We start from the raw sequence: 16,968 nt of genomic DNA on the forward strand, positions 1-16,968 counted from the left end.
GTTGAGGCTGGCGGGGTGGATTGTAGTGGCGGAGGACAGTCGGGCCTACGGCTGTGCGGCGTGGACCGGTGCGCTGCGCCGGAAGATGGGCAGCCAGCGGGCGCGCCAGTATTCCAGCTCGCGCCCGGCGACCTCGTTGGGCTTGGGCAGGATCCACAGCAGGTTCAGGTCGCGATCGAGCGTGACGATAGTGCGACCGTCCATTCCGTTGGGGCCGAGTACGTCCACGATCCACTGGGGCCGGCTCTGGATATCACGCGCGTCGTACGGCGCGGGGGCGATGTTGCGCAGCGTGCCACATTCAGCGGGAAGAACCAGACGCCGCTCCGCGCCGGCCGCGGGCCGCGTGTGCACCGTCGGCCCGGGAGCCAGGTCAAGGCACACATACGCGTACGGCTGGGCGGGCGGCAGGTCCGGGATGCGGGCGGTGTGCGGCGGGCCCACGCCGTCCATGTTCGCCGGATCGAGGACCATCATGACCGCGGTGATGTCGAAGTGCGCGCGCGGCGCGGGGTCGTCGGGGCGCGGCTCGTCGAAGCCGTCCAGCTTGTTGTTCAGGCCCGCGACCACGAGCGCCGGGCGCGTGTCGTCGAAGAAACGCGGCTCCACGTACACCTCGTCAAGGTCGCCCTGGTTCCAAAAGGTCGTGCGGACCTCGCCCGTCAGCGCGTTGAGCAGGGAGACGCGGGTCGGATACTCCAAGGCGTCGGAGGCTACCACGATCAGCTCGTCGCCAGGGACACCATCCACGTTCGCGGCTTTCACGATGTGGCATGTCCACTGGGCGGACGGGGCGCAGTCGGGCCACTGGTGTTCCGCGCGCAGGTAGCTGGCCCACAACTGGCGTCCGTTGACGTTGAACGCGACGACATTGGCCCCGTCGATTGGGCGTGCCAGACCCACGACGACGGCTTGGAGACCGGCACCGTCCAGGTCCGCGAGTGTCACGGCGCTCAGGCTGGCGCCAGCGGGGAATTCAAAAAAATCCGCCCATTCCGTGTTTTCACCCCGCAGTGCGCGGACGACGTTGGCGCGGTCGGGCGCGCGTTCGACGGCGGTGAGAGCGGCCGGCGGGCTGTGCGGCTCCCAGTCCGTGCATGGTATGGGCTGGCGTTCCTGAAAGATCGGATGCCAGCGACTGACCCAGTACGCCGGGGCCGGGTTAATCGTCTCGCCACTGGAGACAATGAAGTGGCGCGGCGTCAGGTGGCGATCCATGATGATTGTGCCAGGCCCGGGGTGGTCGCCCGGTCGTTCCAGGGCGACGGCGAACCACGGGCCGGTGTCATCGTCCGGCGGGCTGGAGCCGGGTTGGACGCCAGCGACCGATACGATCTCCGACAAGCGTGGCGACACCCGGTTGCGGTCCTCCGTGGCCTGGTGCGTGGCGGCCGGGCTGTAAGGCGCGTCCAGGAAAGCATACGCATAGGGACGCGCCGGCGTGAGGCCCGGCAGTCGGCCGGTTCTGGGGGGGGCCAGCCCGTCCATGTCGCGTGGATCGAGGATCATGACGACGCTGACGAGATCGAAGTACGTGCAGGGCTCGTCGTCGCCGGGCTCCGGCGTGAAAAACCCGTCGAGCTTGTTGTTCAAACCGGGGATCATGACGGCGGGGTGCCCCGGGCCGAAGAAGTCGGGCAAGGGCACCAGCGGGCCGATGCCGCCCCAATGCCAGTACGTGGCCCGCAGGTCCTGCGTCCGCGGATCGATCAGTGTGACGCGCGTCGGGTATTCGTTCGCATCGTTGGCGATGATGAGCAGCTCGTCTCCCGGCACGGCGTCGACGTCGAGCGCGAGCAGGTCACCGCCGCGCCAACGCGTCGGCGGTCCGCAGTCCGGCCACTGCATGTTCGCCGACAAGTCCAGGTTCCACAGCACGCGGCCCGCGCGGTCGAAGGCGAACACGGTGTCAGGTGCCGTGGAGTCACTCACGCTGGCGATGACGATCAGGTCTCCGGCCCCGTCACGGTCCAGCAGGCTGACGTCGCCGAGATACCGCGTCGGGGCGGGGAAGTCGTAGAATGCCTCGGGCGGCGCGGTCGCCCCGTAGCGCGCCAGGATCAGCGTCGGGTCGCGCTCGTCAATCCAGACGGCGGTGGGGGCCGCGGTGCGTGGGTACGCCGGCGGGCGACGCTCCAGCGCGCGCAGCGTCTCCCGGCTCCACCACGCGCCGGCGACGAGCAAGACTGCGGCGACGGCCGCGACTACGCACCGGCGGCGCAGGCGACGCTGCCGTTCGAGCGAGCGCACGCGTGTGTTCGCGTCGAGAGCGGTCAGAACTTCGTTGGCGGTGGCGAAGCGATCGGCTGGCTGCTTGGCCATCAGCCGCAGCGCCAGGTCCGACAACGCCGGGTCGACATCCGGTCGGAGCCGCCGGGCCACCGTCGGCTCTTCATACAGGATGCGGTGGATCGTGGCCGTCGGGGAGTCGGCGTGGAACGGCGTGCGGCCGGTCAGCATTTCGTAGAGCACGACGCCGGCAGAGTAGAGATCGGCGCGCTGGTCGATCGTTGTCTCGCCGCGCGCCTGCTCCGGGCTCATGTACTCGGGCGTGCCGACCACGGAGGATGCCGTGGTCAGGCGGGTCTGGGAGGTGTGCATGCGCGCCAGACCGAAGTCGGCGATCTTGGCGAGCGGCAGGGGCGATTGCGCGAGCGCAGGGTCGAGCCGTGCGGCGCCGTCGGTCGCCGGCAGCGCGAGCAGGATATTCGATGTCTTGATGTCGCGATGAATCAGTAGGATGGCGTGGGCGGCGGCGAGCCCGGCCAGCAATTCGCGGAAGATGCGCCGCACGAGTTCGGGCGGCAGGGGCCCGTGACGGCGGAGCACTTCGGCGAGGTTGGTGCCCTCGACGTATTCCATGGCGATGAAGTGCACGCCGCGCGTGTGGCCGACCGCGTAGACCGTGACGATGTTCGGGTGGTGCAGGGCGGCGGCGGCTTTCGCCTCGCGCTCGAAGCGCAGCAGGGCGGCCTGGTCATCGGCGAGCTCGGGCCGCAGGAGCTTGAGGGCGACCGTGCGATTGAGGCTCTCCTCGTACGCCTTGAGCACGATGCCCATGCCGCCCCGGCCGATGTAGCTGACGATCTGGTAGGCGCCGAGCTCCGCGGCGTAGCGCGGGTCGGACGCGGGCGCGAGCACGCCCTGGGCGAGCAGGTCGCCGATCTGGGCGCCGGGCGGGCGCAACTCGCGCACCAGCCCGAGGTGGGCCCGCAGCTCATCAGCGAGATCGGGGTGCTGCGCGAGCAGTTCGGCGTCGCTGACGGGCTCGCCACGCGCCCGGCGGTCGAGATAGTCGTTGAGGACCTTCCCCACGCGCTCGTCGCGGCTGTCGTCGGGCAGGCTATGCGTCCCCGTAGGCATAGTGTGTCCCGTGCCGGGCGCTACATCAGGCCGAGCACCTGCTGGGCCAGGTTGGTGGGCATCCGCTCATAGCGGCATGGCTCCATCGCGTACGACGCACGTCCCTGTGACAGCGAGCGCAACTGCGTGGCGTAGCCGAACATCGCCGACAGCGGCGCCTCCGCCGTCACGACGTGGCTGCGCCCCCGCATGGATGTGGCCGTGATCGTCGCGCGGCGCGCCATCAGGTCGCCGTTGATCGCGCCGTAATACTCTTCCGGCGTAACGACTTCGACTTTCATGATCGGCTCGAGCAGGACCGGACCGGCCTGCTCGACAGCCCGCTGAAAGGCGATCGCCCCCGCCGTCTCGAATGCGATTTCGGACGAATCTTCGGGGTGCTCCTCGCCGTCAAGCAGGGTGGCCTTGACGTTGATCAGCGGGTAGCCGCCCAGGTTGCCGCTGTGGCCCGCGTCGCGGACCCCCTGGCTGATGGCCGGGACGAAAGCCGGACGGACGGCGCCGGCGCGCAGCCGGCTCTCGAACTTGAAGGGCTCCTCGCCGGGTGCCGGTGTAAACGGCTCGACGCGGAGCCGGACCACGGCGTACTGCCCCCGCCCGCCGGTCTGACGGACGAGCCGGCCCTCGGCTTCCGCCGTCTGGGTGATGGTCTCGCGGTAGGCGACGCGCGGCTTGCCCGTGCGGACGGCCACGTTGAAGTCGCGCTGCAGGCGGTGGCAGACGACCTCGAGGTGCAGCTCACCCATGCCGGAGATGAGGGTCTGCCCGGTCTCGGCGTCGGTGCGGAACTCGAAGGTCGGATCGCTGCGCGCCAGCATCGCGAGGATGTTCATGAGCTTGTCGCGATCCGCGGTGGACACCGGCTCGATGGCCATGCTGATGACTGTCTGCGGGAACTCGATGCGCTCGAGCAGAATCTGGCCGCCGCGCGGGTCGCACAGCGTGTCGCCGGTCTGCGTATCCTTCAGTCCGACGGCGGCGACGATGTCGCCCGCGACGGCCCGCTCGACCTTCTCGCGCCGCTTGGCGAACATGCGGAAGAGCTGCGGGACGTTTTCCTTCTTCTTGCGGCCGACGTTGAGTACGCGCGAACCGGCTTTCAGCACGCCGGAGTACACGCGGATGAACTGTAGATCGCTATGTGTGTCTGCGACGACCTTGAAGACCAGCGCGGCCAGCGGGCCCCCGGGGTCGCACTTGCGCTGGATGACCTTGTCGGGATCGTCCGGGTCGTGGCCGTCGATCGGCGGCACGTCGAGCGGCGAGGGGAGGTAGTCGCACACCGCGTCGAGCACGGCTTGAACGCCCATGTAACGGAGCGAGGAGCCGCAGAGCACCGGCTGGCACCGGCGGGCGAGTGTGCCCTTGCGCAGCGCGGCCCGGATCTCGTCGTCGGTGAAGGGCTCGTTTTCGATGTACTTCTGCATCAGGCCGTCGTCGAACTCAGCGACCTTCTCTTCGAGCAGGTGCCGGAACTCCTGGGCTTCGAGCTGCAGCTCGCCGGGGATGTCCACCACGGTGAACTTGCGGCCGTCGGCGCTGCCGGTGTAGTCGCAGGCCCGCATGGCGAGCAGGTCGATGTAGCCGCGAAAGGAGCTTTCCTGCCCGATGGGAATCTGAATCGCGATCGGATTGCCGTTCAGTCGCGTACGGATCGTCTCAAGGGCGTGATGGAAGTCCGCGCCGGTCTTGTCCATCTTGTTGAGGAAACAGATCCGCGGAACCTTGTACTTGTCCGCCTGCCGCCAGACCGTCTCGGACTGGGCCTCGACGCCTTCCTTCGCGTCAAACACGACGATCGCGCCGTCCAGGACGCGCAGGCTGCGCTCCACCTCCGCGGTGAAATCGACGTGCCCGGGCGTGTCGATCAGGTTGACCCGGCAGTCGCGCCATTCAAAAGAGACCGCCGCGCTGTAGATCGTGATGCCGCGCTGCTGCTCTTCGACGTCGAAATCGGTTACGGTCGTCCCATCGTCCACGTCCCCCATGCGGTGGATCGTGCCGCTGTAGTAGAGCACACGCTCCGTGGTGGTGGTCTTGCCGGCGTCGATGTGCGCGGCGATGCCGATGTTCCGGATTTTGGATAACTCGTCCATGTTCGCACTGCGCGTTGCATGAGCTTTGCACCGCCGACGGGGCGGACATCGCCGCGCAAAGCAGAGATTATACGGGATCGGGCAAAAAGGGGGAACGCGCCGGGTTGCCAAGGCGTGGCATGCCGCCCCAGGTCAGGATTGCCGCAGATTGAACACCGCGACGACCGCGCCGACCCCCATGACGATCGCCAAGGCGAACACGGCTGGGAAGATGACCTGCTCGCTGACGAACGAAAGCTGCGAAATGAATGGGAAGGCGATCAGCCCGAGACTGCCCACCAGGGCGAGGGTTACGCCGGTGAAAGCCCACCGCCGCCGGACGGTGTGGTCCGATGTCATCGGGTCTCTCCTCATGGTCGGCCTCGCCCCGGGCTGGGACTGTGCCTGCGGCCCCCCCGGACCGCAGACGACCAGCCTACCCGGGTGGGGACGTGCCTGTGCCAATCTCGACTTTATTCGCAGGTTACCAGCCCTTATTCGCGGGCGGCGATTACAAGTTGCGGGCCAGATTGGAACCGCGCGGCGCACGGCGCGCCCGGGTGCTGCTGACGGCCTTGACCGCGCGGCTATGATCAGCACTATGAAACCCGACCCACCCGGCGTGGCTGCGCTCTCCTGCCCGCAGCTTGCCCCGCCAAACGTGCCGACGGATCGCACACTGCGCGCGGGCGTGCTCTACGGCGTGGGAGCCTACGGTCTGTGGGGCGTCTTCCCGGTCTACTTCAAACTCGTGCGCGGCGTCTGGGAGTGGGAGGTCCTTGCGCACCGCGTCATCTGGTCCTTCGTCTTCCTGTCGCTGCTGTTGCTGCTGAAGCACAACTGGCCGGCGGCACGCGACGCGCTGCGCTGCCGCCGGACGCTGGTCACCCTGGTGGCCACGACCGTCCTGATCGCCGGCAACTGGCTGGTGTTCATCTGGGCGGTGGCGCATGACCATGTGCTGCAGGCGAGCTTGGGCTACTTCATCAACCCGCTCGTGAACGTGTTCCTGGGCTTCGTGTTCCTGCACGAGCGGCTGCGGCGGTGGCAGACGTGCAGCGTGGTGCTGGCGGCCGTCGGAGTGGGCTATCTCACCTTCGCTGGGGGAAGCTTCCCCGCGCTGGCGCTGTTCCTGGCGGCGACGTTCGGCCTGTACGGGTTGTTGCGCAAAACGGCCCGCGTGAACGCGATGGTCGGACTGACCATCGAGACGGCGCTGCTCACGCCGCCGGCGCTCGGTTTCCTGGTATACCTCATGATCACGAAGCGGGCGGCGTTCGGGGCCGGCGTGCCGCGGCTGGATGTCCTGCTGCTGCTGGCGGGCGTGGTGACGGCGACGCCGCTGCTGTGGTTCACCGAGGCGGCCCGGCGTCTGCGGCTGGCGACGCTGGGTTTTCTGCAGTACCTGGCGCCGACCGGGCACTTCCTCCTGGCGGTCCTTGCGTTTCACGAGCCGTTCACCCGGACACACATCGTGGCCTTCGGGTGCATCTGGACGGCGCTGGCGATCTACACGCTGGACGCGGCGCGGGCGGCGCGACCGGCGCCGGCGCAGGTGCCGCTCGATTGAGCGCTGCCATGTCTCACTCAGCCTGGCCGGCCGTAGAATGCCCGCGACCATCCAGGAGCCATCGGGATGTCCGAAGAACCGATCGTCTCGGCGCGGCCTGTCGCGGTTGTGCCACTCGCGCCGGTGGCTCCCATCGGCGCCGACGAGCGCATCATGGTCGTCGACGTGTTGCGCGGGTTCGCGCTCTTCGGCATCCTGCTGGTGAACATGGCGTTCTTTACGTCGCCGGTCTACATCGTCATGCTGGAGACGCCGTGGTGGACCGCGCCGGCCGACCGCATCGCCGAGACGGGAATCCGTTGGCTGGCGGAGGGGAAATTCTACGTGCTCTTCTCGTTCCTCTTCGGGCTGGGGATGGCGCTCCAGATGGGGCGCGTGGAAGCGCGCGGCGGCCGATTTGTACGGCTGTATGTGCGGCGGCTGTGCGTGCTGCTGGGCATTGGGCTGTGCCATGCCCTGCTGCTGTGGTACGGTGACATTCTGACGCTATACGCCTGCCTCGGATTCCCGCTGCTGCTGTTCCGACGCCGCACCGACCGCACGCTGCTGTGGTGGGCGAGTCTCGTGTACTGCGTGCCGGTCGCGATCGTCGGTGTTCTGTGTGGGTTGGTTGCCCTGGCGGGTCTGGATCCGAAGGGTGCGGCTGAAGTGCAGCAGCAGATGGCCGACAACGCGGCGGCCATGCTCGCGGCGGCGCAGCGCAGCGTCGCGGTGTATCAGAACGGCTCGTTTGCCGACATCTTCCGGCACCGGCTGGAGAACCACGCCGCGCTTCTGTGGGACCTGCCGTTCATCATGCCCGTGATTTTCACGATGTTCCTGCTGGGGTTGTACTGCGGGCGCCGGGGGTTGCCGCGGACGATCGCGGACCACCCGTTGGCCTTGCGGCGCCTGGTGGCCTGGGGCCTGCCGCTGGGACTCTTATTGAACGCAGTCTATGCCTACGTGCTGAGCACGGGCCGGCATGCCCATCCGGACGCGGTCCTGTTCGTGGCGACCGCGATGCACGCGCTGGGGACACCACTGCTCAGCGGCGGCTACGCGGCGGTTATTGTGCTCCTCGTGCAGCGCACGTCCTGGCGACGGCGGCTGGAGCCGCTGGCCGCGGTCGGGCGCATGGCGCTAACCAACTACCTCCTGCAGACACTGATCTGCACCACGCTGTGCTACGGGTATGGTTTCCGGCTGTTCGGGCGGATCGGGCCGGCGTGGGGCGTGGTGTTGACCATTGCGGTCTACGCGCTCCAGGTTCCGCTGAGCGTTTGGTGGCTGGAGAGGTTCCGGTTCGGCCCCGCAGAGTGGATCTGGCGGTCGCTAACCTACTGGAAATGGCAGCCGTTAAGCCTGGTTCAAGCCGGTCTGCCGCCGCCGACGCAAGGTCTGCTCGGTTGAACCGCGCGCGCGGCGTCAACGGCGTGTTGGCGAAGCCCGCCGTTGTTTGACAGCCCCCGGGCCGGCGCTATAATCGCGCCCTGATTTTGAGCCGACCTGCGGCCCGCAACCCGACCGACCGGTTGCGCTACGTGGAGGTAGCTATGTTCCGAACCGCCGGGGCCTTACGCATCGCGGGGTTGTGTCTGGGATTGGTATGCGTACTCGCCAGCGGCGCGGTCACGCAGGCCCAGACTTCCACCGAGGGTTTCATCACCGGCGCCGTGGCCCAGGCGTTTGAGCAGTGGCAGGTCGCCATGCAGGCGATCGTGGGCCGTGACGCGGCGGCGGCCGAGGCCGCGTTCGGCGAGCTGCTCGCGACCGAGCCGTCCCCCTTCCGGGTCGCGCTGCTGGCGGAGCATACCGTGCAGCGCACCGCGCTTGGCGGGGCGGTGCTGTTGTTCGAGCAGGATCTCGACGCCCGCACGCTGGGGGCCAACGGCACGGCCATTGGTGAGCGGCTCGTCGCGGGGCGCGAGCAGTTGCACGAAGCCGGCGACGCCTGGTATTTCTGCCAAGTGGGGCGATTCGACGTGGCCGAGGCGAATTTCCAGGCGCTGCTGAGTGCCAAGCCCGACCCCGTCGCCATCCTGGAGTTCACAGACCGCGTGCCGCGGCGCCGCGACATCCTCATCCAGCTACTCGACAATGCCACGGTGGGCGATTCGGTCCGCGCGATTCTGCGGCTGCTGGACCAGGGCGAGCGCGCGATCAAGGCGGACCCGACGCGGATTCGCGAGAACATCGAGCGGCTGGGCGGACCCCCGCGCGGCTTCGAGAACGCCGTCGAGGCACTCAAGGAGTCCGGCGAGTACGCCGTGCCGTTCATCGTGCAGTATCTGCGGGACCCGGCGAAGCGTGCCTTGATGCAGCCGATTCTGCGCTGTCTGCCGGCGATCGACCGGCCGGCGCTAAACCCGCTGGTGATCGCGCTGCGGATGGCAGATCTGACGACGAAGCGCTACCTGATCGAGGCGCTCGGGCGGATCGGCTATGTCCAGGCCGCGCCGTACCTGCGGCAACTGATGGAAGACGAGCAGACCCCGCACGAGGTCAGGTCGGTCGCCCAGGCAGCGCTGGACGCGATCGGGCAGCGTGCGACGGCCACGGCGCTGCCAGCCTCCGCGGCGGAGGCGTTCTTTGCCCTGGCGCAGGATTACTACAACGATCAGGCGTCGCTGGCGGCGGATGTCCGCCTGGACACGGCCAACGTGTGGTATTGGCGCGACGACATGCTGCAGAACGTGCCCGTGCCGACGGCGATCTTCAACGAGATCATGTGCCTGCGGTGCTGCGAAGAGGCCCTGCGCCTGAAGCCGGACTACAAGGAACCCCTGGCGCTGTGGCTCGCCGCGAATTTCCGCCGCGCGGCACAAGTGCCGGAGGACACGACCGACCCGACGCGGCCCGAGAACAACCCTCCGGAGGCCTACTTCGCGCAGTCGGCCGGTGCCGAGTACTGCCTGATGGCCTTGGCTCGCGCGGTGGACACGGGCGATCCGGCGGTGGCGCTGGGGACGATCGAAGCGCTGCGCAAAACGGCCGGGCCCGCCAGCCTGATCGCGGACGCCGGGGGACGTTTACCGCTGGCCGAGGCGCTCTCGTTCGCGGACCGCATGGTGCGCATCCGGGCGGCGTTGACGCTGGGCCGTGCCGGGCCGACGCAGTCGTTCCTCAACTATCAGAACCTCATGCCGGTGTTGTCCGAGGCGCTGCTGCTGCACGGCGGCGCGCGGAATGCGCTGGTCGTGGATCCGGACACGGAATCGCTCAATGTGATCGCCGGGGCACTGCGGGCGGACGGTTTCGAGGTCCTCACGGACGCGGGTCTGTTTCCCGGGCTGCAGAAGGTGCGCGAGCAGTTGCCGGGCATCGACGTGATTTTCATTGCCGCCGACATTCGGGATCCGGACCTGACCGCGGGCCTGACGGCCCTGCGGAGCGAGTTCCGGTTCGCGTCGACGCCGGTGGTGTTGATCACCAAGCCCGGGGGCGGCAATGCGGTGCGTGACCTGTTGCGGGCGGATCATCGGCTGGCCGCGGTCGGCCAGAACCCGAGCCCGGAGGACGTGACGGCGGCGGTCGCCCGGGTTTCTCACGCGGTGGGCGCGCAGGCGATCACGCCGGAAGTCGGGGCGGCGCTGGCGCAGGAAACCGCCGAAGTGCTGCGGCTGCTCGCGGTGACGAATAACCCGTTGTTCAACGTGGCCGACGCGGAGACGGCGCTGCTCGGCGCGCTGCAGTCGAAGGATGTTACGCTGCGTCTCACGGTCGCGGAAGTGCTGGGTTACCTGGGCTCGGGCAAGGCCCAGGAAGCGGTGGCGCGGATCGCGTTGGACACGGCGGAAGCCGAGGATTTGCGCGTCAAGATGTTCACCGCGCTGGCCGAAGGCGCGAAGCGGCGCGGCAACCTGCTCAGCGCGGACTTGGCGGCGCAGATTCTGTCGCTGGCCGAGGCGGACGAGAACATGACGATTCGCGAGGCGGCCTCGCGGACGCTGGGGGCCCTGAACCTGCCGGGCGAGCCGGCGAGCACGATCATCCGGAAACAGTATCGCGGTTAGGAGCGTCCGATGTTTCACGCCCTCGCACCGGTGCTCATGCTGCTCGCGCTGCCGCAGCAGCGCGACGCGGACGTCGGCGCCGGTCCCCAGCCGGCGGCCACCCCGATCTCGTGGGAGCTGGAGTTCAAGTTCCTGGATCCGCAGCGGATCGAGGTCCAGTTACCGGGTACGGACCGCCCACAGGTGTACTGGTACGTCGTGTACACCGTCGTGAACACGAGCCAGCGGGCGCAGCGCTTCTTCCCCGTGTTTCAGATCGTGACCGAAGACCTCAAGGTGCATGACACGGACGTGGGGATCAACCCGGCGGTTTTCGATGCGATCCGTGAGCGGCACCGGGTGACGCACAAGTACCTGGTCGAGCCCTCGCGGGCCATCGGGGCGCTGCTATCCGGGGATGATAACGCGCGCGAGTCGGTCGCCATCTGGCGCAGTATTGATCTAACTATAAACAATTTCAGTATTTACGTCGCCGGCCTGAGTGGGGAAACGCGCCTGGTGGCAAACCCGGGGTACGATCGGAGCAAGCCCGAGACCAGCAAAGTCGTGGATGCGGCCGGGCTGGCACGCGAGGTCGTCTCAAATCCGCGGCACTTCACGCTTCGCAAGACGCTGGAAATCCGCTATACTCTGCCGGGTTCGCCGCAGGCTCGCCCTGGCACCGTGCCGGAGCGTGGGGCCGTGCGTTGGATTATGCGCTGAGTCGCCCGGGCGTCGCGTGGCCGCGACCGGACGCGGCCTGCAGCCCGGCATAGGAAGTACGCGTATGGCACACAAGAAAGGTCAAGGCTCCACCCGTAACGGGCGGGATAGTAATCCGCAGTATCGCGGCGTCAAACTGCACGGCGGCGAACTGGCCCGGGTCGGCAGCATCCTCGTGCGCCAGTGCGGCACGCCCTTCAAGGCGGGCAAGAACGTCGGCCGCGGCCGCGATGACACGTTGTTCGCGCTGGCCGAGGGCGTCGTGGAGTTTCACGGCCGGTTCGTGTCGATCAAGCCGGTCCCGGCGACCAACTGAGTAGCTGAATAGTTGTCCATCGACGTCCGCGCGCATTCAACACTGCGCGCGGCGTCTTTTTTCGCGCGAAATCCGCGTGGCGGCCGCGGTGCTATACGAAGCTCGCCGGCCACTTCCACCCGGCGACTTGCGCGAGCTGCTCCTGGTTGGTCAGGTCCGGCCGCAGCGGCGTGATCGCGACATAGCCGTCGCGGACGGCGGCGAGATCGCTGTCGGGGCAGCGGTCGTGGTCGGGGAGGCGGCCGTTGAGCCAGTAGATGGTCCGGCCCGGGCCCTCGATCTGCTTTTCGTAATGCTCCTCCCAGTTGACCGGGGCCTGCGGACAGCAACGCACGCCGCGCGGCCAGCCCTTGTCGAGCGCCGGGATGTTCACGCTCAGGCACGTGCCGCGTGGCGGTGGGACGGCGAGCAGGTGATCGATGATCGTGCGGGCGACGCGGCCGGCCCGGTGGAAATCCAGTTCATCCGAGAGTTCGAGCGAGAACGCGATGCTGGGCACGCCGAAGAGGGCACCCTCGACGGCGCCGGCGATCGTGCCGCTGTAGAGCACATTGACGCCCGCGTTCGCGCCCGCGTTAATTCCGCTCAGGATGTAGTCGGGACGCTGTTCCAGCAGTTCGATCATCGCCAGCTTGACACAATCCGCTGGCCGGCCGGCCACGCTCCAGCCGTGGAAGACGTTGTTGATGTGCACGCGGCGGACCAGCAGCGGCTTCAGGACCGAGATCGCGTGCCCAACGCCGGACTGGGAGTCGTCGGGCGCGACGACATCCACGTGCCCCAGATCAGCCACGGCCGAATAGAGCGCTTCGAGGCCGGGGGCCAGGATGCCGTCATCGTTCGTGATCAGGATTCGCATGCGGGGATTGTAGCGAAGCCTGCCGACTATGGCGCCTAGTGCCCGAGGCCGGCGGATGGTCGGGCGGCGGAGGGGCATCGGAGGCGGAGGGTCCCACACCGGCCCGCTGGCCGCTGCCATCCGGGCGCTGGACCCAGATCTGGTTCCGGCCGTGCTCCTTGGCGAGGTACAGCATGGCATCCGCCGCGATGATCAGTTCGTCGACGGAGCCCATTGCCGGAGTGAGTTCCGCAATACCGCCGCTGACGGTCGCATGGATGGTGGCCTGCTCGTAGCGCACCTGCTGGCCGGCGACGTGGGCCCGCAGCGCGTCGGCGGTGGTAGCGGCGTCGGCGGTGGCCGCGGCGGGGAAGACGATGACGAATTCCTCGCCGCCGAACCGGCCCGACAACTCGGGGCGGGGCGCGTGATCACGGACGGCCGCCGCGATCGCGCGCAGCACGGCGTCGCCGGCGGCATGGCCGTGGGCGTCGTTGATCTTCTTGAAGTGGTCCACGTCGAGGATCAGGCACGCCAGCGGCGTATGGTCGCGACGCGCCCGGACCCAGGCCTCCTCCAGGCGCTCGAACAGGCAGCGGCGATTGGGGAGTTCGGTGAGCACGTCGGTATTGGCGATGTGCTCGAGCTTGTTGGCGAGCACGGCCATCTGGGCGTTGATCTTCTGTCCCTCGACGGTGCGGCGCAGGAGTTCCTCTTGCAGGCGGAGCATGCGTTGTCCGACCTGCACGCGCGCCAGCAGCTCGCCGGGATGGTAAGGCTTGGTCAGGTAGTCGTTCGCGCCGGCCGCCAGCCCCTCCACGACCTTGTCCTTGGTGCGATGGGCGGTGAGCAGGATGTAGTACACGTTGCCGAGGGCCTGCAGATCCTGCAGTTCGCGCAGCGCGCGACACAGCTCGATGCCGTCCATCTCGGGCATCGACCAGTCCGCCAGGACAATCCCGTTGCCCATCGCGCAGATCGCTTGCAGCGCTGCCCGCCCGTCACCGAAGGCGCTGGTCTCGTAACCGGCGTCGGCGAGTTGGCGCTCGAGCAGCTTGCGCGTCGCAGGATCATCCTCGACGATCGTAATCCGGCATTTAGGCGCTTCGCTCACGATTCGGTTGCTAGGGTTCCTTGTCGTGTCCGCGCGGCCGCGCTCAGCGCGGTCGACCGGCGGACGGTATACTGCCGCACGTAGAATCGGCACAATGGTTACAGCGTTATAGTAAGAGTGCAGCGTCGCCCGGTGGCAACACGACCGAGTACGCGCCCGGCTCTCCAGACAGGGCCGATAACCGATGGTGCGGGCTAACGTGAGCGACAGCAAACGCGGAGCGAAGCGCGTGCGGCAACTCTGGCTGGTTCCGACCGCTGGCCAGGGTGGACGCCATCTTGTCGCCGACGTGGCGATCGACGCGCCGGCGGCCGGGCTGCGGGCGTACGCCGTTCCGGACGAATTGCGCGCCGCCGTGCGGCCGGGGGCGTGGGTGCGCGTGCCTTACGGTCGTGGGGCGCGGGTCGTGCCGGGCCTGTGCGTGCGCGTGGGGGAGCAGGCCTGGGACCACACACGGGCACCGGTTCTGGAAGCGCGCGCCGGGCCGGCGTGGCTGTCGGAGGACCTGCTGCAGCTCGGACTATGGGTTAGCGAGTACTACGCCTGCGCACCCTGGAAGACTTTCGCCGCGCTGCTGCCGGTCGCGCTTCGTCAGCCGCGCCTGCGCACCGTGCGCTACGTGCGGGCGACCGGGGCAGCGCCCGCGCGGGAGCTCACTTCCCGTCAGGCGGCGGCGCTCGCGGCGCTCGGCGCCGGCGAGATGCAGTGGGCGGTCGCGCGGCGGCAGGCCGGCATCAGCCCGTCTCTGTTGCGCACGCTGTGTCAGCGCGGCGTAGTGGAGTGCGTGACGCGGCAGGAGTCGGCGCCGCGCGCGTCCGTCACCTGGGCCGAGGTCCAGCCGGCGATCGAAGACGCATTCGAGTTGACGCCGGCGCAACACGCCGCCGTGACGCAGATCGAAGCTGCTCAGCACCGCCCGGACCCGTTTGAGGTCATGTTGCTCTTCGGCGTGCCCGGCAGCGGCAAGACCGAGGTCTATGTCCGCGCGGTGCGGGCCGCCGTGGCGCGCGGCCAACAGGCGATCCTGCTTATCCCGGAGATCGCGCTGGCCACGCAGATCGTCGAGCGGCTTGCGCGGCGGTTCGCACGCGTGGCGGTGCTGCACAGCGCGCTGACCGCCCGCGTGCGCCACGACACGCTCGCGGCGATTGCGGCGGGCGAGGTCGACGTGGTCATCGGCACGCGGACTGCGGTCTTTGCGCCGTGCCCGCGGCTGGGGCTGATCGTGGTTGATGAGGAGCAGGAGACGAGCTTCAAGAACCTGGCGGCGCCGTACTACCACGCGCGCGACGTCGCGATCATGCGCGGACGCCTCGCGCACGTGCCGGTCGTGCTCGGCTCGGCGACGCCCGCGCTGGAAACGTGGCACAATGTCCAGGCACGCGCCCATTACCGGCTCGTGCGTCTGCCCGACCGCGTGCCGGGGGCGCACCTGCCCGAAGTCCGGCGGATCGAGATGCCACCGGGCATGGCCCACGGCGACGCCGACCTGCTTTCGCCGGCGCTGCAGGCGGAGCTGGGCGAGACGCTTGCCGCGGGTCAGCAGGCGATTCTGTTGCACAATCGTCGCGGCTACGCGGCGTTCCTGCGCTGCAGCCGGTGTGGCCTGCTGGTGTGTTGCGAGCGGTGCGGGAGCCACATGATCTATCACCAGTCCGAGCGTGCCATGAAGTGCCACCGGTGCGGGCTGCGGGTTGCCGTGCCGCCGCGATGCCTGGACGACACGTGTCGCGGAACGCTCGTGCGGAGCGGTGCCGCCATCCAGCGTCTGGAGGAGGAGCTGCGGCGCGTGCTGCCGGCGGCCCGGCTACTGCGTCTGGACAGCGACACGATGCGGCGGCGTGACGACTACGCCGCGGCGCTGCAGCGTTTTTCCGAGGGCGCGGCGGACATTCTGCTGGGCACGCAGATGGTCGCGAAAGGACTGGATTTCCCGCGGGTGCGGCTGGTGGGGGTGATTGAAGCCGATGCGGCCCTGGCGCTGCCGGATTTCCGGGCGTCGGAACGGGTCTTTCAGTTGATCGTGCAGGTGGTGGGGCGGGCCGGGCGGCGCGAAGGAACCTCTTTGGCGCTGGTGCAGACGAGCGTGCGTCCGCCGGCGGTGATCGAGCACGCGCTGCGCATGGATTACGAGGCGTTTGCGCAGGAGGAACTTGCCCAGCGGCGCCAGCTCTGCCACCCGCCGTACGTGCGGCTGGTGCGGCTGGTGTGCGCTGATGCGCGGCCGCACCGCGCGCGACAGGAAGCGGAGCGGCTGGCCGAAACGCTACGCGCGGCGGCCGGGCGTCTGCACGCCGGCCTGCGCGTCGACGCGGCAGAAGCCTGCCTGGTCCGGCAGCGCCGCGGTTTGTTGCGCTGGCAGGTGCTCGTGCGGGCGCCGCGGGGCGTGAAGCTGCGACCGTTGCTGCAAGAAACGGGGCGCGCCGGATCGGGCGCGCCCCGGGTGGAGCGATTCACGATTGACGTGGACCCCGTGGACCTGCTATGAATCAGGGGTCCGCCACACGCACGGCGCTATTTGGGCGGCCGGGCACCCACGCGGGTAGGCGTGGTCTTGGTTTCGGTCTTCGTCGGCTGCGGGTTCGCGGGCGTTGCCGGCGTCTGATTCTGAATCTGCTTCTCGGCCTCCGTCATTGCCTGCGAGACCTTGTTCTGCGTGATCTGGGTCTGGATTGTCTGGAGCAGGTACTCCTTCATCATGTTGCGCAGGTTCGTGCACTCGGTCGACCACTCCTGTGCCCGGTCGTTGGCCCGCTGCACGTTGGCCCGCGCCGCCGCGAGCTCGACCGTCATCTGCTGCTGCTCGGCGAGCAGGCGTGCGTTCTCCGCCTGCAGCGACGAAACCGACGTATTCCGATTGGCGCAGCCCGCCAGGCTGAGCGCGACGATGGCCACGACGACCGGTGCAAGCTGCTTTGCGAACCGCATTGCGAACCTCCTTGTCTGCCCGCGGCAACCGGACCACGCGCCGGCCGCGACCCAGGCTTCCATGCCG

At 68.5% G+C, this 16,968-nt stretch carries 12 protein-coding genes; 6 read left to right on the plus strand and 6 right to left on the minus strand.

Features of this window, described 5'->3' with window-relative positions; all coding sequences use genetic code 11:
* Positions 1-45: 45 nt before the first annotated feature.
* From KA383_05485 to KA383_05495, 3 genes are all read right to left on the minus strand, one after another.
* A complete protein-coding gene (locus KA383_05485; GenBank protein ID MBP7745564.1) occupies positions 46-3,363 on the minus strand; it encodes a serine/threonine protein kinase in 3,318 nt (1,105 codons plus the stop codon).
* A gap of 20 nt (positions 3,364-3,383) precedes the next feature.
* Positions 3,384-5,459 carry an elongation factor G gene (gene fusA, locus KA383_05490; protein ID MBP7745565.1) on the minus strand — a complete coding sequence of 692 codons (2,076 nt, stop codon included), beginning with the start codon at positions 5,457-5,459 and terminating at the stop codon, positions 3,384-3,386.
* Positions 5,460-5,591: 132 nt separating this feature from the next.
* Positions 5,592-5,798 carry a hypothetical protein gene (locus KA383_05495; GenBank protein ID MBP7745566.1) on the minus strand — a complete coding sequence of 69 codons (207 nt, stop codon included), beginning with the start codon at positions 5,796-5,798 and terminating at the stop codon, positions 5,592-5,594.
* A 241-nt stretch (positions 5,799-6,039) separates the two neighbouring features.
* On the opposite strand from KA383_05495, the gene rarD reads away from it, so the two are divergent.
* The 5 genes from rarD to rpmA all read left to right on the plus strand — a co-directional run bounded on the left by rarD (position 6,040) and on the right by rpmA (position 12,021).
* A complete protein-coding gene (gene rarD / locus KA383_05500) occupies positions 6,040-7,008 on the plus strand; it encodes an EamA family transporter RarD (GenBank protein ID MBP7745567.1) in 969 nt (322 codons plus the stop codon).
* A gap of 66 nt (positions 7,009-7,074) precedes the next feature.
* Entirely contained in the window at positions 7,075-8,400 is a 1,326-nt protein-coding gene (locus KA383_05505; protein ID MBP7745568.1) for a DUF418 domain-containing protein, read from the plus strand.
* 143 nt (positions 8,401-8,543) lie between these two features.
* The gene (locus KA383_05510) at positions 8,544-11,003 is read left to right on the plus strand and encodes a hypothetical protein (protein MBP7745569.1); all 2,460 of its coding nucleotides are present in this window, start codon (positions 8,544-8,546) and stop codon (positions 11,001-11,003) included.
* Between the two features lie 9 nt (positions 11,004-11,012).
* The gene (locus KA383_05515) at positions 11,013-11,705 is read left to right on the plus strand and encodes a hypothetical protein (protein MBP7745570.1); all 693 of its coding nucleotides are present in this window, start codon (positions 11,013-11,015) and stop codon (positions 11,703-11,705) included.
* A 64-nt stretch (positions 11,706-11,769) separates the two neighbouring features.
* Complete coding sequence (gene rpmA / locus KA383_05520) at positions 11,770-12,021, plus strand: 50S ribosomal protein L27 (protein ID MBP7745571.1); 252 nt, start codon at positions 11,770-11,772, stop codon at positions 12,019-12,021.
* A gap of 91 nt (positions 12,022-12,112) precedes the next feature.
* Here the strand turns inward: rpmA and surE are convergent, their stop codons facing one another.
* Both surE and KA383_05530 read right to left on the minus strand, forming a co-directional pair.
* Positions 12,113-12,880, minus strand: a complete 768-nt coding sequence (gene surE / locus KA383_05525) for a 5'/3'-nucleotidase SurE (GenBank protein MBP7745572.1) — start codon at positions 12,878-12,880, stop codon at positions 12,113-12,115.
* Complete coding sequence (locus KA383_05530; GenBank protein ID MBP7745573.1) at positions 12,855-13,973, minus strand: diguanylate cyclase; 1,119 nt, start codon at positions 13,971-13,973, stop codon at positions 12,855-12,857. Before KA383_05530 ends, surE begins: the two co-directional genes overlap by 26 nt.
* A 199-nt stretch (positions 13,974-14,172) precedes the next feature.
* On the opposite strand from KA383_05530, the gene priA reads away from it, so the two are divergent.
* Complete coding sequence (gene priA, locus KA383_05535) at positions 14,173-16,461, plus strand: primosomal protein N' (GenBank protein MBP7745574.1); 2,289 nt, start codon at positions 14,173-14,175, stop codon at positions 16,459-16,461.
* A gap of 26 nt (positions 16,462-16,487) precedes the next feature.
* On the opposite strand, the gene KA383_05540 is transcribed toward priA, so the two are convergent.
* On the minus strand, positions 16,488-16,901 hold the full coding sequence (locus KA383_05540) for a hypothetical protein (protein MBP7745575.1): 414 nt from the start codon (positions 16,899-16,901) through the stop codon (positions 16,488-16,490).
* Positions 16,902-16,968: the final 67 nt, after the last annotated feature.

It is taken from the genome of Phycisphaerae bacterium, from assembly GCA_017999985.1.
Taxonomy (GTDB): Bacteria; Planctomycetota; Phycisphaerae; order UBA1845; family Fen-1342; genus JAGNKU01.